Source organism: Serratia microhaemolytica (genome assembly GCF_004011885.1).
Lineage (GTDB): Bacteria > Pseudomonadota > Gammaproteobacteria > Enterobacterales > Enterobacteriaceae > Serratia_G > Serratia_G microhaemolytica.
This window is the reverse complement of record NZ_SBEF01000002.1, coordinates 34,209-52,601: the sequence shown is the minus strand read 5'-3', so window position 1 is coordinate 52,601 and position 18,393 is coordinate 34,209. Positions and strand designations below refer to the sequence as shown.

Here is an 18,393-nt window from a genome sequence, read left to right as displayed (position 1 = left end):
TATTACAGCAAATAGATTTGTGACAGAACCGGCGCATTTACCGGAGAAGCGTTATCGCAACAAACTGACCATCGGCGTCACTGCGCTATCATCTTGTTCACCATGAAACCAGTTGAGTTGTTGTCGTAACTGAACCACATTGCCAATAATAATCAAGCTAGGGCTTACTACCTGATTGGCTAATAGAGTCAATTGGTCCAGTCTGCCTACTACCACCCGTTGCTGGCGTGTCGTGCCATTCTCGATCAGCGCGACGGCGGTTGATGCCGGCATGCGGTGATCAAGTAGCTGTTGCTGAATTTCTGCCGCTTGAGCCAACCCCATGTAGAACACCAGTGTCTGCTGTGTGTTGGCCAGTTGTGACCAGTTGAGCTGGCGATCTTGCTTGGTGTGGCCAGTGATCAGGCAGAGGCTCTGCGCGTGGTCACGATGCGTTAAGGGGATACCACTGTAGGCGGAGCAGCCGGATGCGGCAGTAATACCGGGAACAACGCTAAACGGGATACCCGCTTGGGCTAACGCCTGCAACTCTTCACCACCACGACCAAAAATGAATGGGTCTCCGCCTTTCAGACGCACGACGCGTAATCCTTGCTGTGCGAGTGTTAACAGCGTCTGGTTAATTTTCTCTTGGGTGATGCAGTGTTGGCCGGGCTGCTTGCCGACAAAAACACGCGTTGCATCGCGCCGCACCAGCGCCATGACCTCTGCTGAGACTAAGCGATCGTAGACCACTACATCGGCCTGCTGGATCTGTTGCAGTGCTTTCAATGTCAGCAAGCCTGCATCGCCAGGGCCAGCGCCTACCAATGCTACTTCGCCATGATCGACACAATGTTGCGAAAACATTTTTTCAATCTGCTGGTTAGCTTGTTGCTGGTCGCGGTTTGCCAGTGATTGTGCTAGGTGCTGATGGGTGAAGAAGCGTTCCCAGAAACGGCGTCGCGCGGTCAGTTTGCTGAACTGTTGTTTCACTCGTTGGCGCAGTGTGCCGGCCAGTTCTGCCAGTTGCCCAAGGTGTTGTGGCAGTTGTGCTTCCAGTTTTTCACGCAGTTGGCGGATCAATACCGGGGCGCGACCGCCGGAGGAGAGCGCGATCACCAGTGGCGAGCGATCAATCACGGCGGGCATGATAAAGCTGGTGTGTTGCGCATCATCAACCACGTTGCAGAAGATCTGCTGCTGATTGGCGGCATGGTAAACCTGATTGTTGATGCTGCTGCTGTCGGTGCAGGCAATCACTAACCATTTCCCGGCCAGTAGGTTGCTGCTGAATGGTGCTTTGACGAGAGTCAGTTGCTGTTGTTCGGCCCAGTGATGAAATTGCGTACTGAATTCAAGTGCATTGACTGTCAATTGCGCACCGGCTGCCAGTAATAGCCGCGCCTTGCGCTCTGCAACTTCACCACCACCGACCAGTAGACAGGCTTTCTGTTTCAGTTGGCAAAAAATCGGTAAGTAATCCATTCGATCATCCTTAACACCGCTTTGCTGGGTAAGCTTATCAGTTAATGCTTCAGTAACTTGGCCATGATGCCGTAACTTGAGGTAGCAGAGAATACCAAATCGGGCGTTCGATAGGTTGATCATCGCTGCCAGCGAGGTTTTATCCTTGGTGTTGTGCTGAAGAAACCAGCTTCACACTCGGCGAACGCCGTCAACCGTGCTAACATTGCGCTCTTCGTCTATTGGGCACAAAGTGGGTAGTGAGTGTGGAGCGAACAAAACCGGAACAGCTACTCGCGCAGGCTGAACAGCTTTGTCAGCAGCGCAATGTGCGGCTAACCCCGCAACGGCTGCAAGTATTACGTCTCATGATTAACCAGTCTGGGGCGATCAGTGCTTATGATCTGTTGGATCTGCTGCGTGTGTCTGAACCACAGGCAAAGCCACCGACAGTCTACCGTGCGCTTGATTTTCTGCTTGAGCAGGGCTTTATTCATCGTGTCGAATCCACCAACAGCTATGTGCTGTGTCACCATTTTGAGCAGCCATCACATATCTCGGCACTGTTTATCTGTGACCGTTGTGGACAGGTGATGGAGCGAACCAGTGAAGGGATCGCGCACAATTTGCAGCAGTTAGCGCAAGAGGAGGGGTTTGTTCTAACGCAAAGTGTGGTGGAGGCACGTGGTGTCTGTGCAAACTGCAACGCAGTAGCCTCGGCCTGTAGCGACGGTTGTTGAGCGTGTGATAGCGGTTGGCTAGGGGGTGTTTGTTGGCAACATCATTTGCCGTGGGCAGCCTATTGCAGTCGGCTCTGGTTGGCATGTTGTGCCAGTCGCCACAAACGGCTGCTGGCACAATAGGTTGGGTTTTAGTAACTCACTTTCACCGGCATACCTGAGCGCGCGTTGATCGCCGCTTCTACTTCACGCGGATTGACGCTTAAATCGTTGATCACCGCACTTAACCCAGCAGAGAGTTTAATCGGCAGTGGTTTGCTCGATTGCTGTTCTTGCTTGTTGGTTGAAAGTGGTTGGTGTACTTCCAGATAGCGTGCGCCATTCGGTTCAATGGTGACTTTTACCGGCTCGTTGATAAACTGCACCCGAGTGCCAACTGGCACACTGTCGAACAGATATTTAATGTCATCGTCGCGTAGCCGCACACAACCGTGGCTGACGCGCAGGCCGACACCGAAGTTTACGTTGGTGCCGTGGATCGCATACAGTCTGCCAACATAGAGCGCATACAGTCCCATCGGGTTGTCAGGGCCAGCAGGAACCACCGGCGGCAGTATTACGCCATCAGCCGCATACTCTTCACGCATTTTGGCTGTCGGTGTCCAGGTTGGCCCGGCTTTTTTGCGTTGAACCGTGGTGACCCAGTCAGTCGGGGTATCTTTGCCTAGCTGACCAATGCCGATTGGCAGCACAATCACCGACTTGCCGCCTTTCGGGTAGTAGTACAGTCGCATCTCGGCGCTGTTGATGATGATACCTTCACGCGGCGTGTCTGGCAGGATCAACTGGCGCGGGATGGTTAAGGTGCTGCCCGGTTTCGGCAGGAAGGGATCAACCCCCGGATTCGCTTCCATCAGGTTGCTTAGCCCCATTTGGTATTCAGCAGCAAAGCTTTCCAGCGGTAATTTATTGTCTGCAGGAATGGTGATCTGGATGTTTTCACCAATCAGGCGGCTGTTGGCTGCCGGAAGAGGGTAGACAATAGCAAAGGCTGCCTGGCTGAATGTTGCCAGAAGGGTAACAAGTGTCAGTAATGTGCGAGTGCTCATTTTCATTTTTTATCAAAGTAGTAGCCACACTGGCTATGATTAACATTGGTGTTGCCCGGTGTGCTTTGGTGACTTAACGCAATAACCGTCTTAACGCAACGACCGCGTTGGCTACGGCTGACCGGATTGGCATTATAGGGTCTCTAGTCACTAAGATGGAAATGTTACCGTTACCAAGATCACATTTTTTTGTGAGCAGATGTACCTGTGACAAATGAAATTTTGTAAAAAACTGAAATGGAAGGTGATTTTTAGCTGTTGATTATCTGAGTACGCGGCATGATATTGACTGTCTGGTGTAGTTCAGACCACACCAACACCACTTCCCCATTAGCCAACTGTCGGCGTACATCATCAACTTTTTGTTGTAGCGAACACTCATCTTGACCGTAGTCGGTACCTTCCCGTAAGACAAAAGATTCAATCAGGTTGTTGAGAGTTGTGGTTTCAAGTTGCTGCCAGGGAATGATCACAATCGGTTGGCTCCAGACAAAGGCGTATTACTCGGCATTATAACTCAAGTTGCTAGCGTTGCAGGCTAAAGGTATCTTGCTAAGGGGTTACAGGGCTATCAAAGGGCATCCCAGTATGGAACTGAGTTTGTTTATTTCGTTGTTAGGGTTCTTGTGGGTCGCCGCGATTACACCAGGGCCAAATAATATGTTGTTGACCACTTCAGCGGCTCATTTTGGTTTTATCCGCTCTGGTTGGTTGATGATTGGCATTATGTTAGGAATGCAGTCAATTTTGCTGTTGGTGGCGTTGGGGATTGGTGGCTTGTTGTTGCTTTATCCGATGTTGCATCTGTTTTTGAAGATCGCAGGGAGTCTCTATCTGTTGTGGTTAGCGTGGAAGGTGGCGACGGCAAGTTATCAGACCTTGCAGGCGGGCAACACACCACGCCAGCCGATGCGCTGCTATCAAGGTTGGTTACTGCAATTTTTGAACCCTAAAGCGTGGTTAATGGCGTTAGGCGCGGTCAGTAGTTTCACGCTGCCTGGCGAAGCATATCTCTCTTCTATCGTGGCAATTGCTGTTGCCATGCTGTTGGTGAATTTGGTTGCCGGCATGATTTGGCTGGCATTTGGGAGTTTGATTGGTCGTTTATTAGCCAGTCGGCGTGCTTGGCGGGTGTTCAATCTGACTATGGGGCTGTTAACGGCGGTCAGCGTATTACTAATTTGGCACTAAGGAGAATGTAATGGGTGAGAACTATTTTCATGTTGATGCTTTCACTGGCGAGGGTTTACTCGGTAACCCAGCCGGTGTTTGCCTACTGAGTCAGCCATTAAGCAGCACGCGGATGCAGCAGATTGCCAATGAGTTGTCACTGCCAGAGACCAGCTTTGTCTGGCCGGAGCAGGGCAAATACGGTATTCGCTGGTTTACTCCCAATCGTGAGGTCGATTTGTGTGGGCATGCTACGTTGGCAACCGCTCATGTGCTGCTTAATGTGTTGCAGCCAATGCAGTTGCAACAGTGCCATTTTCTCTCAGCCAGCGGTGAGTTACTGGTAACGCGTGATCAGGCGGATGCGCAGCGCTTGCAGCTCGATTTTCCTGCACGTCCTGCCGAGCGCATCAGTGAACCGGCACAACTGAGCGCGTTATTGGGTGCCAAGGTGTTGGAGGTGTGGCAGGCGAAAGCGATGATGGTGGTGTTGGCAACGGAGGCGGAAGTGCGGCAGTTGCAGCCTGATATCCGCCATCTGATTGCACAATTCGGTTGCGGGGTGATAGTGACGGCACCAGGTGAGCAGGTCGACTTTGTTTCGCGCTATTTTTCGCTAGATGGCAGCGAAGATCCGGTGACTGGTTCAGCACACTGTACGTTGTTGCCTTATTGGGCTGAGCGATTGGGGCGTAACACATTACATGCTAAGCAGTTATCCGCACGCGGTGGTGAGCTGTTCTGCCAGTTGTTGCGCGATCGGGTGCTATTGGGCGGGTATGCACAGCTCTTTTTGCGCGGCACGCTGGCACTTTAATACTCCAGCCAGGTCAAGCAGGGGAGTGCATTTCAGTCGTTAAGCGCGGATGCTGTTACGGCAAAACAGAGGGCGGGTATCGATTTGCCGCGCCCCAGTGTTGATCACTGCGGGCGCGGTTGATGCGCTAGCCGGAAGGTTAGCGGGTTAGATCATCAAAAAACTTTTTCACGCCATCGAAGAAGCTTTTTGAGCGAGGGCTGTTTTCATCACCGGAAGAGCCGTTCAGGCTCTCTTCCAGCTCTTTCAACAGTTGCTTCTGTTTGTCATTTAGGTTGACCGGTGTTTCCACCACTACGCGGCATAGTAGATCACCTACACTGCCGCCACGCACCGATTTCACTCCTTTACTGCGCATACGGAACAGTTTGCCGGTTTGCGTTTCAGTAGGAATTTTTAGTTTGACCCGGCCATCTAGGGTCGGTACTTCGATCTCACCGCCTAGTGCAGCCATGGCAAAATTGATCGGTACTTCGCAGTAGAGGTTGTTGCCTTCACGCTCGAAGATCGGGTGCGCTTTCACTTGTACCTGGACATACAGATCACCGGCGGGTGCCCCGCGCTCACCGGCTTCACCTTCACCAGCCAGACGTACACGATCACCGGTGTCTACCCCGGCAGGGATCTTGACGGACAGGGTTTTCGATTTCTCTACCCGACCACTGCCGTGGCATTTGTTGCACGGATCTTTGATGATCTGACCACGGCCATGGCAGTGCGGACAGGTCTGTTGTACCGCGAAGAAACCTTGGCGCATCTGTACTTGGCCGTGACCATTACAGGTCGGGCAAGTGGTGGCAGAGGTGCCGGGTTTGGCGCCACTGCCGTGGCAGCTATCGCACTCTTCCTGAGTCGGAATACGGATCTCTTTGGTGACACCACGGACGGCTTCTTCCAGTGTCAGTTCCATGTTATAGCGCAAGTCGGCACCTCGGCTGGCGCGCTGGCGGCGTCCACCACCAAAGATGTCACCAAACACATCACCGAAAATATCGCTGAAGTCGGCACCTGCACCGCCGCCACCCATGCCGCCTTGTTCAAATGCAGCGTGGCCGTATTGATCGTAGGCGGCTCGCTTTTGATCGTCTGATAAGATCTCGTAGGCTTCTTTGATCTCTTTAAATTTGCTTTCGGCATCCTGCTCCTGATTGCGGTCAGGGTGGTATTTCATCGCCAGACGTTTGTATGCTTTTTTGATCTCACGCTCATCTGCCGTTTTGGCGACGCCGAGAACCTCGTAATAATCTTTTTTCGCCATTATTTCACTAACCCTTAATATACGTGCACGGGCGTAGGGTTACCCCAACGCCCGTGCTGATTGATGAGCAGAGTCTGTTGGCTGTGCTCATGCCCCGCTCAAGGGCGATTATTTTTTGTCCTTGACTTCTTCAAACTCGGCGTCAACAACGTTGTCATCACCTTGTGCAGCCTGAGCCGCACCTGCGTCGGTGGCTTGCGCTTGCGCCGCTTCGAGCAACTTGGCAGACGCTTGCATCAATGCTTGAGTTTTCGCCTCAATTTCTGCTTTGTCTTCGCCTTTCACTGCCTGTTGCAGATCTTTCAGTGCGCTTTCAATGGCGCTCTTGTCTTCCGCTGGCAGTTTCTCACCCACTTCTTGTAGCTGTTTTTCTGTGCTGTGGAGCAGGTGATCAGCTTGGTTACGGGTTTGCACCAACTCTTCAAACTTGCGGTCAGCTTCGGCATTCACTTCAGCATCACGTACCATTTTCTGGATCTCTTCCTCGTTCAGACCTGAAGAGGCTTTGATGGTGATTTGCTGTTCACGACCGGTGTTTTTGTCTTTAGCCGAAACGTGCAGGATACCATCAGCATCGATATCAAAGGTGACTTCGATCTGCGGCATACCGCGTGGTGCAGCTTGAATGCCATCCAGGTTGAACTGACCGAGCGATTTGTTATCGCTGGCGCGTTTACGTTCCCCTTGCAGCACATGGATGGTCACTGCCGATTGGTTATCTTCGGCGGTAGAGAACACCTGGCTGTGTTTGGTTGGGATGGTGGTGTTTTTGCTGATCAGCGGTGTCATCACGCTACCCATTGTTTCAATACCGAGTGACAACGGGGTTACGTCGAGCAGTAAGACATCTTTAACGTCGCCTGCCAGCACGCCACCCTGTACCGCAGCACCTACCGCTACAGCTTCATCCGGGTTAACGTCTTTGCGTGGCTCTTTACCAAAGAAATCAGCAACTTTCTTCTGTACCATTGGCATACGTGTCTGACCACCAACCAGGATCACGTCCTGGATGTCGGAAACTGACAGCCCAGCATCTTTTAGGGCAACTTTCAGCGGCTCGATCGAGCGATTGACCAGATCTTCTACCAAAGACTCGAGTTTGGCTCGTGTGACTTTGATGTTCATATGCTTAGGACCACTCCCATCGGCAGTGATGTAAGGCAGATTAACATCAGTCTGTTGTGCAGAAGAGAGCTCAATTTTCGCTTTCTCTGCCGCTTCTTTCAGACGCTGCATTGCGAGCGGATCGTTACGTAAGTCAATGCCCTGATCTTTTTTGAACTCTTCTACCAGGTAGTTGATCAGACGGCTATCAAAGTCTTCACCACCGAGGTGGGTATCACCGTTGGTTGCCAATACTTCAAACGTTTTTTCACCATCAACATCATCGATTTCAATGATCGAGATATCGAAGGTACCACCGCCAAGGTCGTAAACCGCAATCGTGCGGTTGCCGACTTCTTTGTCCAGACCATAAGCCAGCGCAGCAGCAGTCGGTTCGTTGATGATACGTTTCACTTCCAGCCCAGCAATGCGCCCAGCATCTTTGGTCGCTTGACGCTGTGCGTCGTTAAAGTAGGCAGGCACGGTGATCACTGCTTCAGTCACTGGTTCACCCAAGTAATCTTCGGCAGTTTTTTTCATTTTTTTCAGCACTTCAGCAGAAATCTGTGGTGGTGCCATTTTCTGGCCTTTTACTTCCAGCCAGGCGTCGCCATTGTCGGCAGCAACGATGCTGTAAGGCATGATCGCTTTATCGCGTTGTGCTTCTTCATCATTGAAACGGCGGCCAATCAAACGCTTGATTGCAAAAAGGGTGTTTTTCGGGTTAGTGACTGCCTGACGCTTAGCAGGTTGGCCAACGAGAATTTCACCATCTTGGGTATAGGCGATGATCGAAGGAGTGGTGCGATCGCCTTCTGCGTTCTCCAGCACTCGCGCTTTGCCCCCATCCATAATTGCCACACAAGAGTTGGTTGTCCCCAAGTCGATACCAATAATTTTGCCCATCTAAACATCTCCACTAAATAAATTCATAATCGGTCACGTTGCTTGCTGATATGTGGGCGAGTGTTTTTTATTTCAAGTGCCCTTCATCACAGCGTTTCAGCGTTATCCTGACACCATTGCAATCGCTAGGTCAGGGCGCAGTCGAGCAACTGTAGTTGTTGAGTAACTGTGTGAGTAACTACCTGAGTAACCACATGAGTAACTACGGCTGTTGACTAACATGGGGGCTGTACCATCAGCATCAAGGGGGAAGCGGGAAAAAATTTGTTGTTATCATGCTCAGATTATTGTTTAGTGAAGTTCGGATCTCTATGATCACGCGCGCTGTTCAGGTGGGGATCGTTCATTCATCCAGGTTCAGGCCTGGCATCATTAACTAACACTATTTCAATGTAAATTATGTAGTTTCTGCCAATTCAGTCTACTGCATTGTGCCAAGCTCTGCGCTTTGATCGCGCAATGTAGCGGTAGCGTTTCAACGCTACTGATTCATTTTGTTAACATTTTATGATGACAGAGGATATATGCACACGAATAAGCTGGCGAATCCTGGGCCATTAGGGCTGATGGGCTTTGGTATGACAACCATTTTGTTGAATCTGCACAATGCGGGCTTTTTCCCGGTTAACTCCGCGATTGTCAGTATGGGGATTTTTTTCGGCGGTATCGCACAGATTTTTGCCGGTATTTTGGAATATAAAAAGGGTAATACCTTCGGTTTGACCGCCTTTACCGCATATGGCAGTTTCTGGCTGACTTTAGTTGGCATCTGGTTGCTGCCGCGTATGGAGTTGGCTGAACCGACAGAAGCCAGTGTGTTGGGAATTTATTTAGCACTCTGGGGGGTATTTACCCTGTTTATGTTCTTTGGCACTTTGCCTGGCAACCGTGTATTGCAGTTTGTGTTCGCCAGCTTGACGCTGTTATTTGCGCTGCTAGCAATTGGCAACATCACCGGTAACCACGCGATCTTAACGCTGGCAGGTTATGAAGGGGTGATTTGTGGTGCCAGCGCGATTTATTTGGCGATGGCAGAGGTGTTGAATGAGCAGTTTGGTCGCACTGTGTTACCGATTGGTGCGCGTTCAGCATAAGCACACACAGTAGTGAAGTTTGATTGAGTAGGGCACCGATAAGGTGCCCTACTGTTTTATTGTGCTATCGCATTGTACTAACTTGTATTTTTTTACTGCTTTGAGCTTTGCTTTAGCCTGTTAGCAGTAAGTCGGCACCCCACGTTGTCGCGCGGGTTGGTGGTTTAACCCCAGGAGATGTTAGGTCTGCGTCGCTGCTGATCTTGCTGATAGAGATAGCCACCGAGCATCAGACCGATGATCGCCAGCGCCAAGACATAATAGGCGGGTGCCAGCGGAGTGAGTGGCATGATCAAGGTGACAAAGATCGGTGTTAAACCGCCGAAGATGGCATAGGCCACATTGTACGAGAATGAGATGCCACTAAAGCGCACTTCGGCAGGAAACAGCCGCACCATTACATAGGGCACAGCGCCAACGATACCGACACTGAAACCTGCGAATGCGTAGCTGACAAACAGCAACTCTGGATGTGTTGTCATCGAGTGATAGAACAGCGAACTGCCGATAGCGAGCAGCAGACTACCGGCAATAAAGGTTTTACCCGCCCCGAAGCGATCAATCGCAATACCAAAGGTCATGCAGCCGATGATTAACATTATGGTGGCGAGGCTGTTTGCCTGTAGTGATAGCGCTGGTGCAATCGCAAACTGTTTTTGCAGATAAGCGGGTGTCATCAAGATCACCACTAAAATGCAGGCGGAGAGTAGCCAAGTGAGCAGCATCGAGATCGCGATCCCTTTCTTATGCTTCATCACCACCGATTTCAGCGGTAGCTCTGCTGCCAATGCTTTGCGCTGTTGCATTTCGATGAACACCGGAGTCTCTTGTAGCCAACGGCGCAGGTACATGGCAAATAGCCCAAAAATACCGCCCAGGAAGAATGGGATACGCCAGCCACCGTCGAGAATTTCCTGTTGGCTGAATGAGGTGTTGATCAGCCCGGCGACTAATGAACCGAGCAGAATACCGGCAGTGAGGCCGGCAGTGAGGATGCCACAGGCCAGGCCAATGCGCCGTGTTGGGACGTGCTCAGAGACAAATACCCATGCCCCCGGTACTTCACCACCAATTGCAGCACCTTGCAGGATGCGCATCAGTAGCAGCAGCAGCGGTGCTGCGATGCCGATGCTGGCATAGGTAGGCAACATCCCTATTGCTAGGGTCGGTACAGCCATTAATAAAATGCTAAGTGTAAACATTTTTTTGCGGCCGATAAGGTCACCAAAGTGTGCCATGATGATGCCGCCCAGCGGCCGCACTAGATAACCGGCAGCAAAGATGCCGAAAGTCTGTAGTTGCCGTAGCCATTCCGGAGTGTCGGCAGGGAAGAACAGTTGCCCTATGGTGAGTGTGAAGAAGATAAAAATAATAAAATCATAGAACTCTAGTGCGCCACCGAGGGCAGCCAGCGTGAGCGTTTTGTAGTCCTGCCGGTTCAATCGGCGATTATTATCGTGAGGCATAATGTACCGTTATTGATTCAAGGAAATAGAAAAAGCATACGTTTAATGGGATGTTGTGAGTATTTTTTAACCAAGGCGTTGACTCATTATCAGTGCTAACTGGTAGCACACTGTCTCTCTATAGCCAACCTGGCTAACAACTGACGGCAGGCCCCTGCGCGTGGCAGAGACAACAACGGAAAAGATCACCTTGAGCCATGTTGTGTTGGTTAAAAAATGCTCGCCAATTGAATTGCCCTAGTATGCGGTGCTGTAAAAAGTTCCTTACTATAACGGCAAATTCTTTGCACACCAGTATCACTGAATACTATTTTTTGCGTGATCTCCATTTAGTGATTTATCTCGCGACGTGCATCCTTTGGGCGAAATGCCGCTACTACATTGGCATCTGTTTCGATATATGGTCCTTCAAGTAATTGAATACAATATGGAACACTGGCAAAGATACCATGTACCATCACGTTACCTTGCTGATCTTTGACACCTTCAAGTGTCTCTTTGATTGATTTAGGTTGCCCCGGCAGATTGATAATGAGAGCTTGTTTACGGATCACCGCCACTTGGCGTGACAGGATCGCTGTGGGCACATAATGCAGGCTGACTTGGCGCATCTGTTCACCGAAACCAGGCATCAGTCGATCGGCGATAGCCAAGGTAGCATCTGGGGTAATGTCGCGTCGTGCAGGCCCGGTACCACCTGTAGTCAACACCAGATGACATCCCATCTCATCCACCAGTTCACACAATGTGTGTTCAATGAGTCGTTGTTCATCAGGTATAAGTCTGGTCTCCAGTTTGAAGGGAGTGACCAGTGCGCTGGTGAGCCAGCTCTCTAGTGCCGGGATCCCTTTATCTTGGTATATCCCTTGTGAGGCACGATCAGAGATCGATACCAACCCAATACGTAATGTCTCCATAATTAACCTCTTTTATCACTGCTTTTTAATCTGATGCTGTCGTTGGCTGTCGATCGGCTGACAAACCGCGCAAGTATATAACGTCGGTGCTCGACGTGTCCGCATCAAAAGTATGAGCTAATTTGCTGTGATTGGCCTATTTGTCACAGGCTCGAAGCCAGTACTGGCGCATCAGGAGAGGGGGGAGAGTACACAGATAATTGATGTGAATGAATATTGCGAATACTGACAGGGCATGTTGCAAAGGTCGTGTTTGTATCCAAATGATAAACAAGTTAATTGTTTGTGAATGGCCTGCTGCGTCAGTGAAGTGTGGCTGATAATATAAGAAAAGTTAGCAGGTCGGTCGGTATCGTAATGCGCTGATACAGCCTCAGGAGATGCTGTGTGGTGATCCACCAGCGCTGAGGCAGAGCGAATTAGACGGCTGATTTGGGTATAGCAACCAGATGTGGATCTGTCAAATTGCCTCTCGGGTGAGGCTGTTTGGCAGAGAAGCTGGCAGTGTAGTAGCAAAAAACCAAGTTGTAATTTTTAGTTGTGGTGCGCTTGTTGTCAGTAGGCGCTATCACGCTGTGTAGTTACAACATCATTAACTTTGTTAAACCAGGATGGAGTAAATCAGATGGCAATTCCAGCTTACTTATGGCTGAAAGATGATGGTGGTGTTGATATTTCCGGTTCTGTTGATATTACCGGACGGAAAGGCAGCATTGAAGTTATTGAGTTTGTTCACAACGTCAGTATCCCAACCGACAATAATACCGGCAAATTGACCGGTACTCGTATCCATGCACCGATGGTGATGGTGAAAGAGTTTGATGCCTCTTCACCCTATCTTTACCGTGCAGTTACCACCGGCCAGAAGCTCAAATCTGCAGAGTTGAAGTGGTATCGAATTAATGATGCCGGTACGGAAGAAGAATACTTCAACATGTTGATGGAAAATGTGATTATCGTCGCAGTGTCGCCGGTAATGCATAACATTAAAAATCCGGCGACAGAGAAGTTCAATCATATGGAGAGTATCCAACTCCGTTATGAAAAAGTCACTTGGTGCTACAAAGATGGCAATATTTCACACTCTGACTCTTGGCTTGAGCGTGATAATGCTGCCGGTAGCATGTAACGCTGGTTTAGCGCAATAGTTCCTGGGCCGAATTGCTTCGGCCTTAATCGATAACCGAGTAAAGGAGTAATGGATGCCTGAATCAAATGATCGTGTTGGCATGGCTCGCCGTGATGAACTGGCAGCTATTGTTAGCAATAACTACACGCCAGGATCGGTGTATATTCCTGCTGTTGGCGCGATAAACCAGTTTCTGAAAGCCTCAGGCGTTTCATTAAGTTCGCGCGCGCTAGCAAGTATTTCAGACAATATTCAAAAAGTTAATTCTGGGGAAAGAACTGAAGCTAGCGCCTCGTTACGTGAGAGTGCGGTGTTTACACGCGATACCATCAGTGCGCTGCGTGCAGGGCATTTTGGTGAAGCGGCAGTAACGGCAACTGGGGTGCTGATGAATGCCACCGGCAGCGCGCTCTATTTCGCCAATTATGATCGTGAGCGTTTACCGCCTTCGTTCCAGGCGACATATGATGCGATGCATCCATAAGTTTTGGGTTGTGTGATTGGGTCTGACATTAGGGATAATTAGAGAGTTAGTAACAACTTTAGCCACTGCAACAATTTTTGCGGACACCAGTTGTCCGCTTTTTTTTGTGGTACTAGAACGTGGCTAATAAGATGATGTCAGTGATGATCTCGGCAATAGTATTTGTCGCCGGGTGGTGCTTCGGGTATACTGTTTTCCCGTCTTGGTTTCTCCATCATCTTTAAACCTAAAATCTCGGGTTCAGCATGACAACTAACTACATTTTTGTGACCGGCGGGGTAGTCTCCTCTCTGGGTAAAGGCATTGCAGCTGCTTCTCTGGCAGCGATTCTCGAAGCTCGCGGTCTCAACGTTACCATCATGAAGCTGGATCCGTACATTAATGTTGATCCTGGTACGATGAGCCCGACTCAACACGGTGAAGTGTTTGTGACCGAAGATGGTGCTGAAACCGATCTCGATCTTGGTCACTATGAGCGCTTCATCCGCACCAAAATGACCCGTCGCAATAACTTCACCACTGGCCGTGTCTACTCGGATGTACTGCGTAAAGAGCGTCGGGGCGACTACCTTGGTGCCACCATACAGGTGATCCCGCATATCACTAATGCGATCAAACAGCGGATCATTGATGGTGCAGCAGGTCATGATGTGGTGCTGGTAGAAATCGGTGGTACCGTGGGGGATATCGAATCATTGCCATTCCTGGAAGCGATTCGTCAAATGGCGGTAGAGGTCGGCCGTGAGCATACCCTATTTATGCACCTAACGCTGGTGCCCTATCTTGCTGCTGCCGGTGAAGTTAAAACTAAGCCGACTCAGCACTCAGTCAAAGAGCTTCTTTCTATTGGTATCCAGCCAGATGTATTGATCTGCCGTTCGGAACGGGCAGTTCCGGCCAATGAACGGGCCAAGATCGCGCTGTTCTGTAATGTGCCAGAGAAAGCGGTAATATCTCTAAAAGATGTTGATTCAATATATAAAATACCAGGTTTGCTAAAAGCGCAGGGGCTAGATGACTACATCTGCAAACGTTTCCAGATCAATGCGCCAGAAGCCAATTTGGCTGAATGGGAGCAGGTGATTTATGAAGAGGCCAACCCGAATGGTGAGGTGACCATCGGTATGGTTGGTAAGTATGTTGAACTGCCCGACGCCTATAAATCGGTGATTGAAGCCCTGAAACATGCTGGGCTGAAAAATCGTGTGACCGTCAATATTAAACTGATCGATTCCCAAGACATTGAGACGCGTGGTGTCGAGTTGCTCAAGGGGCTTGATGCGATTTTGATCCCGGGTGGTTTCGGCTATCGTGGTGTCGAAGGGAAAGTGATGACAGCACGTTATGCACGTGAAAATAACATTCCTTATCTCGGGATCTGCCTTGGGATGCAAGTGGCATTGATGGAATTTGCTCGCCATGTAGTTGGCATGGAAGCGGCTAATTCAACCGAGTTTGTCGCTGATTGCAAATATCCGGTCATTGCGTTGATCACCGAGTGGCGTGATGAAGAGGGCAATCTTGAAGTACGTAGCGAAGAGAGCGATCTCGGCGGCACCATGCGGGTTGGCGCTCAGCCTTGTCATCTGGTTGAAAATAGTCTGGTGCGTAAGTTGTATGGCAAAGCAACTATTACTGAGCGTCACCGTCATCGCTACGAAGTGAACAATATGCTGCTAAAACCGATAGAGGCTGCCGGATTACGTATTGCAGGTCGCTCGGCAGATAATAAACTGGTAGAAATTATTGAGCTGCCAGATCACCCTTGGTTTGTCGCTTGTCAGTTCCATCCGGAATTTACGTCAACACCGCGTGATGGCCATCCGCTGTTTGCCGGTTTTGTCCATGCGGCACGTGAGTACCAGAAGCGTCAGGTAGAGTAACTGTTTTCATCCACAGAGCGTGCTAACCGCGAGCCCTGTTTCTTTGCTAGATTAATTTGCCCAGAGTGGCTGGCATTGAGTTGTTGTTGACATCGAATTTTAGTTTAACTTTTGATTTGAGGAAGACCTACTATGTCCAAAATTGTGAAAGTCATTGGCCGTGAAATCATCGACTCACGCGGTAACCCAACCGTTGAAGCAGAAGTTCATCTGGAAGGTGGTTTTGTCGGGCTGGCGGCTGCGCCATCAGGAGCCTCAACCGGTTCTCGTGAAGCGCTGGAACTGCGTGATGGTGACAAAGCGCGTTTTCTCGGCAAAGGCGTACTGAAAGCGGTCGCGGCAGTTAATGGACCAATTGCTCAAGCAGTACAGGGTAAAGATGCACGTGATCAATCGACCATCGACCGGATCATGATTGAGTTAGATGGCACCGAAAACAAGTCGCAGTTTGGCGCTAATGCGATCTTGGCGGTCTCACTGGCTACCGCGAAAGCGGCAGCAGCATCCAAAGGGATGCCACTGTACGAACACATTGCTGAGCTGAACGGTACCCCAGGTAAATTCTCGATGCCATTACCAATGATGAATATCATCAATGGTGGTGAACACGCTGATAACAATGTTGATATTCAAGAGTTCATGATCCAGCCAGTAGGGGCAAAAACCCTGAAAGAAGCGGTACGTATCGGTTCTGAAGTGTTCCATCACTTGGCGAAGGTATTGAAGGCGAAAGGAATGAATACGGCAGTAGGTGATGAGGGTGGGTATGCACCTAACCTCGGTTCTAATGCTGAAGCATTGGCAGTGATCGCCGAAGCGGTAAGTGCCGCAGGTTATGTGTTAGGTAAAGACGTGACCTTAGCGATGGACTGTGCAGCTTCTGAGTTCTACAAAGATGGTAAATATGTGCTGGCAGGCGAAGGTAACAAAGCGTTTACTTCTGAAGAGTTCACCCACTTCCTGGAAGATTTGACTAAACAATATCCAATTGTTTCAATTGAAGATGGTTTGGATGAGTCAGATTGGGCTGGCTTTGCTTACCAGACTAAAGTACTGGGTGACAAGATCCAACTGGTCGGTGATGATCTGTTCGTGACTAACACCAAGATCCTGAAAGAGGGGATTGCCAAGGGTATCGCTAACTCGATCCTGATCAAGTTCAACCAGATCGGTTCACTGACTGAAACGCTGGCAGCGATTAAGATGGCAAAAGATGCGGGTTATACCGCAGTGATTTCGCATCGTTCAGGTGAAACTGAAGATGCAACCATCGCCGATCTGGCTGTCGGTACTGCTGCTGGGCAGATCAAGACTGGCTCAATGAGCCGTTCAGATCGTGTTGCCAAGTACAACCAATTGATCCGTATTGAAGAAGCGCTGGGTGAGCGTGCTCCGTTCAACGGTCTGAAAGAAGTGAAAGGCCAGTAACACCAGAACTTCGGTAACATGCGGTAAAGTCGTCCTCGGTTTGGTACAGCGAACCGAGGGTTAAAAAAACGGAGGGCGTTGTTGCGCACTCCGTTTTTTATTGTCTGTAGTTCGGATTATTGTCTGTAGTTCGGATTATTGTCTGTCGTTGGGATGAGATGCCTAGCGGCGCTGGCGGCTTTGCCGCTTACGCCAAACCATCAGTAGCGAACCGAACAGACCAATCACTAATAGCACCACGGGAAGCAGCATAAGGCAGTACATCAATTGATCTTCATACTTATTGAAGATGGCCGTTTTCCCCAAGAAGAAGCCGATAGAAACCAGGATCAGAACCCACAGCAACCCACTGATCCAGTTAAATAGTTGAAAGCGTGAACTACTTAGCCCAGAGAGGCCTGCAATAGTAGGCAGCAGAGTACGGATAAAGGCCAAAAAACGGGCAATCAGCAGCGCTGATAGTCCGTGGCGATAGAACAGTTGATGAGCACGTTGATGATAGTGAGCGGGCAGATGTGCCAGCCAGCTCTGTACCATGCGTGTATTGCCTAACCATCGTCCCTGCAAATAACTGAGCCAACAACCCAGACTGGCACCGACGGTAAGAATGACGATGGTTAATGGAAAGTTCATGGTACCTTTTGAAATCAACACACCAACCAAAATCAACAGGCTATCGCCAGGTAAAAAAGCTGCGGGTAACAGGCCATTTTCTAGCAGTAGAATGACAAATAACAATCCATACAGCACCCAAACCAGCGAAGAGTTAGCTAAGGTTTCAAAGTCTTGTTGCCATAAGGCATCAAGCAACTGCTTAATGATATCCATCCGGTGTTCCTAAAAACGTCATTGTTTACGTGGCGCCAGGTTTATCTGGATCTCGTGTTTAGCTAGTGATAACCCGCAGAAGGCTAATAACTAACTGGCAACTGATAATCCAATCATTTTGTTTTTACTGCAAAGTGTCATGATATAACAACAGGGGGTAGCAGATAGAGCAGTGAGGCACGGTAAAGCATATTGCTCTCTTTCCAGCCACCTAGCCGGTTATGTTGTGCCGTTGAGTGCAACATCCAACCAATCTGTTGAGGTTCACTGCTACATTTCAACACTGACTGTTTGTCAGTCTCAGAGAGAAAACGGATGCAACAATCTGTGCCATCACTGGATGCAGATTGGAGTGATTTGAGCCGTAGCCGATAGTCAGACTGTTCTCTTGGTAACAACACTAATATATGGGTTAATGGCTTACGACGCAGTTCAGGAGTGGAAACCGGTGTGTCAAGCGGGGAAGTTAAGTTTTCTGCCGCATGGTGCGAGATATTTAGCCAGGGAATGATGGTTGCGTAACACTTCTGACCAGAGAACAGTTCACCCCAGCAAAAAAAAGCGATAAGTGTAGCAAGCAACCAGCGCATATACTTGTGTTCTACTCCTAAAATCAACAAGTAAAAAGTGAACAGATTCTAGCAGGGTAGTGCTATCGTCAACAGAAAAATCTG

The 18,393-nt window shown here is 49.6% G+C and carries 17 protein-coding genes; 8 read left to right on the top strand and 9 right to left on the bottom strand.

Annotation, left to right across the window (positions count from 1 at the left end; translation table 11 throughout):
* Positions 1–51 precede the first annotated feature (51 nt).
* Positions 52–1,467: a siroheme synthase CysG gene (gene cysG, locus EOJ37_RS02230; protein ID WP_127957577.1), complete on the bottom strand. Its 1,416-nt coding sequence runs from the start codon at positions 1,465–1,467 to the stop codon at positions 52–54.
* 245 nt (positions 1,468–1,712) lie between these two features.
* Between cysG and zur the strand changes: the two genes are divergently transcribed.
* The gene (gene zur, locus EOJ37_RS02225) at positions 1,713–2,186 is read left to right on the top strand and encodes a zinc uptake transcriptional repressor Zur (RefSeq protein ID WP_127957265.1); all 474 of its coding nucleotides are present in this window, start codon (positions 1,713–1,715) and stop codon (positions 2,184–2,186) included.
* A 131-nt stretch (positions 2,187–2,317) separates the two neighbouring features.
* Here zur and EOJ37_RS02220 read toward each other — a convergent pair whose 3' ends face one another.
* Complete coding sequence (locus EOJ37_RS02220) at positions 2,318–3,241, bottom strand: L,D-transpeptidase family protein (RefSeq protein ID WP_127957262.1); 924 nt, start codon at positions 3,239–3,241, stop codon at positions 2,318–2,320.
* 245 nt (positions 3,242–3,486) lie between these two features.
* Positions 3,487–3,708, bottom strand: coding sequence for a YheU family protein (locus EOJ37_RS02215; protein ID WP_127957259.1), 222 nt, complete (start codon positions 3,706–3,708; stop codon positions 3,487–3,489).
* A gap of 115 nt (positions 3,709–3,823) precedes the next feature.
* Here EOJ37_RS02215 and EOJ37_RS02210 point away from each other — a divergent pair, with 115 nt between their 5' ends.
* Complete coding sequence (locus EOJ37_RS02210) at positions 3,824–4,426, top strand: LysE family translocator (RefSeq protein WP_127957256.1); 603 nt, start codon at positions 3,824–3,826, stop codon at positions 4,424–4,426.
* 10 nt (positions 4,427–4,436) lie between these two features.
* On the top strand, positions 4,437–5,222 hold the full coding sequence (locus EOJ37_RS02205; protein ID WP_127957253.1) for a PhzF family phenazine biosynthesis protein: 786 nt from the start codon (positions 4,437–4,439) through the stop codon (positions 5,220–5,222).
* Positions 5,223–5,361: 139 nt separating this feature from the next.
* Here the strand turns inward: EOJ37_RS02205 and dnaJ are convergent, their stop codons facing one another.
* Both dnaJ and dnaK read right to left on the bottom strand, forming a co-directional pair.
* Complete coding sequence (gene dnaJ / locus EOJ37_RS02200; protein WP_127957250.1) at positions 5,362–6,480, bottom strand: molecular chaperone DnaJ; 1,119 nt, start codon at positions 6,478–6,480, stop codon at positions 5,362–5,364.
* A gap of 108 nt (positions 6,481–6,588) precedes the next feature.
* Entirely contained in the window at positions 6,589–8,490 is a 1,902-nt protein-coding gene (gene dnaK, locus EOJ37_RS02195; RefSeq protein WP_127957247.1) for a molecular chaperone DnaK, read from the bottom strand.
* A gap of 524 nt (positions 8,491–9,014) precedes the next feature.
* Here dnaK and satP point away from each other — a divergent pair.
* Entirely contained in the window at positions 9,015–9,584 is a 570-nt protein-coding gene (satP, locus tag EOJ37_RS02190; RefSeq protein WP_127957244.1) for an acetate uptake transporter, read from the top strand.
* A gap of 164 nt (positions 9,585–9,748) precedes the next feature.
* Here satP and EOJ37_RS02185 read toward each other — a convergent pair whose 3' ends face one another.
* A complete protein-coding gene (locus EOJ37_RS02185) occupies positions 9,749–11,050 on the bottom strand; it encodes an MFS transporter (protein ID WP_127957240.1) in 1,302 nt (433 codons plus the stop codon).
* A gap of 329 nt (positions 11,051–11,379) precedes the next feature.
* Complete coding sequence (mog, locus tag EOJ37_RS02180; protein ID WP_127957237.1) at positions 11,380–11,967, bottom strand: molybdopterin adenylyltransferase; 588 nt, start codon at positions 11,965–11,967, stop codon at positions 11,380–11,382.
* A 625-nt stretch (positions 11,968–12,592) separates the two neighbouring features.
* On the opposite strand from mog, the gene EOJ37_RS02175 reads away from it, so the two are divergent.
* From EOJ37_RS02175 to eno, 4 genes are all read left to right on the top strand, one after another.
* Positions 12,593–13,096, top strand: coding sequence for an Hcp family type VI secretion system effector (locus tag EOJ37_RS02175; RefSeq protein ID WP_127957234.1), 504 nt, complete (start codon positions 12,593–12,595; stop codon positions 13,094–13,096).
* Positions 13,097–13,169: 73 nt separating this feature from the next.
* Positions 13,170–13,580, top strand: a complete 411-nt coding sequence (locus EOJ37_RS02170) for a hypothetical protein (protein WP_127957231.1) — start codon at positions 13,170–13,172, stop codon at positions 13,578–13,580.
* A 245-nt stretch (positions 13,581–13,825) separates the two neighbouring features.
* Entirely contained in the window at positions 13,826–15,463 is a 1,638-nt protein-coding gene (gene pyrG / locus EOJ37_RS02165; RefSeq protein ID WP_127957228.1) for a glutamine hydrolyzing CTP synthase, read from the top strand.
* A gap of 132 nt (positions 15,464–15,595) precedes the next feature.
* On the top strand, positions 15,596–16,891 hold the full coding sequence (gene eno / locus EOJ37_RS02160; protein ID WP_127957225.1) for a phosphopyruvate hydratase: 1,296 nt from the start codon (positions 15,596–15,598) through the stop codon (positions 16,889–16,891).
* A 162-nt stretch (positions 16,892–17,053) separates the two neighbouring features.
* On the opposite strand, the gene EOJ37_RS02155 is transcribed toward eno, so the two are convergent.
* Together EOJ37_RS02155 and EOJ37_RS02150 are read right to left on the bottom strand one after the other, a co-directional pair.
* A complete protein-coding gene (locus tag EOJ37_RS02155) occupies positions 17,054–17,719 on the bottom strand; it encodes a DedA family protein (RefSeq protein WP_127957222.1) in 666 nt (221 codons plus the stop codon).
* A 137-nt stretch (positions 17,720–17,856) separates the two neighbouring features.
* Entirely contained in the window at positions 17,857–18,309 is a 453-nt protein-coding gene (locus tag EOJ37_RS02150) for a hypothetical protein (RefSeq protein WP_127957219.1), read from the bottom strand.
* Between the last annotated feature and the right edge of the window lie 84 nt (positions 18,310–18,393).

What these genes read in the sequence shown, in the direction of transcription:
- dnaK (WP_127957247.1), bottom strand. Translation starts at nt 8,490, where the DNA reads ATGGGCAAAATTATTGGTATCGACTTGGGGACAACCAACTCTTGTGTG.
- EOJ37_RS02220 (WP_127957262.1), bottom strand. Translation starts at nt 3,241, where the DNA reads ATGAAAATGAGCACTCGCACATTACTGACACTTGTTACCCTTCTGGCA.
- dnaJ (WP_127957250.1), bottom strand. Translation starts at nt 6,480, where the DNA reads ATGGCGAAAAAAGATTATTACGAGGTTCTCGGCGTCGCCAAAACGGCA.
- EOJ37_RS02170 (WP_127957231.1), top strand. Translation starts at nt 13,170, where the DNA reads ATGCCTGAATCAAATGATCGTGTTGGCATGGCTCGCCGTGATGAACTG.
- EOJ37_RS02155 (WP_127957222.1), bottom strand. Translation starts at nt 17,719, where the DNA reads ATGGATATCATTAAGCAGTTGCTTGATGCCTTATGGCAACAAGACTTT.
- EOJ37_RS02150 (WP_127957219.1), bottom strand. Translation starts at nt 18,309, where the DNA reads ATGCGCTGGTTGCTTGCTACACTTATCGCTTTTTTTTGCTGGGGTGAA.
- pyrG (WP_127957228.1), top strand. Translation starts at nt 13,826, where the DNA reads ATGACAACTAACTACATTTTTGTGACCGGCGGGGTAGTCTCCTCTCTG.
- mog (WP_127957237.1), bottom strand. Translation starts at nt 11,967, where the DNA reads ATGGAGACATTACGTATTGGGTTGGTATCGATCTCTGATCGTGCCTCA.
- eno (WP_127957225.1), top strand. Translation starts at nt 15,596, where the DNA reads ATGTCCAAAATTGTGAAAGTCATTGGCCGTGAAATCATCGACTCACGC.
- EOJ37_RS02185 (WP_127957240.1), bottom strand. Translation starts at nt 11,050, where the DNA reads ATGCCTCACGATAATAATCGCCGATTGAACCGGCAGGACTACAAAACG.
- cysG (WP_127957577.1), bottom strand. Translation starts at nt 1,467, where the DNA reads ATGGATTACTTACCGATTTTTTGCCAACTGAAACAGAAAGCCTGTCTA.
- satP (WP_127957244.1), top strand. Translation starts at nt 9,015, where the DNA reads ATGCACACGAATAAGCTGGCGAATCCTGGGCCATTAGGGCTGATGGGC.
- EOJ37_RS02205 (WP_127957253.1), top strand. Translation starts at nt 4,437, where the DNA reads ATGGGTGAGAACTATTTTCATGTTGATGCTTTCACTGGCGAGGGTTTA.
- EOJ37_RS02175 (WP_127957234.1), top strand. Translation starts at nt 12,593, where the DNA reads ATGGCAATTCCAGCTTACTTATGGCTGAAAGATGATGGTGGTGTTGAT.
- EOJ37_RS02210 (WP_127957256.1), top strand. Translation starts at nt 3,824, where the DNA reads ATGGAACTGAGTTTGTTTATTTCGTTGTTAGGGTTCTTGTGGGTCGCC.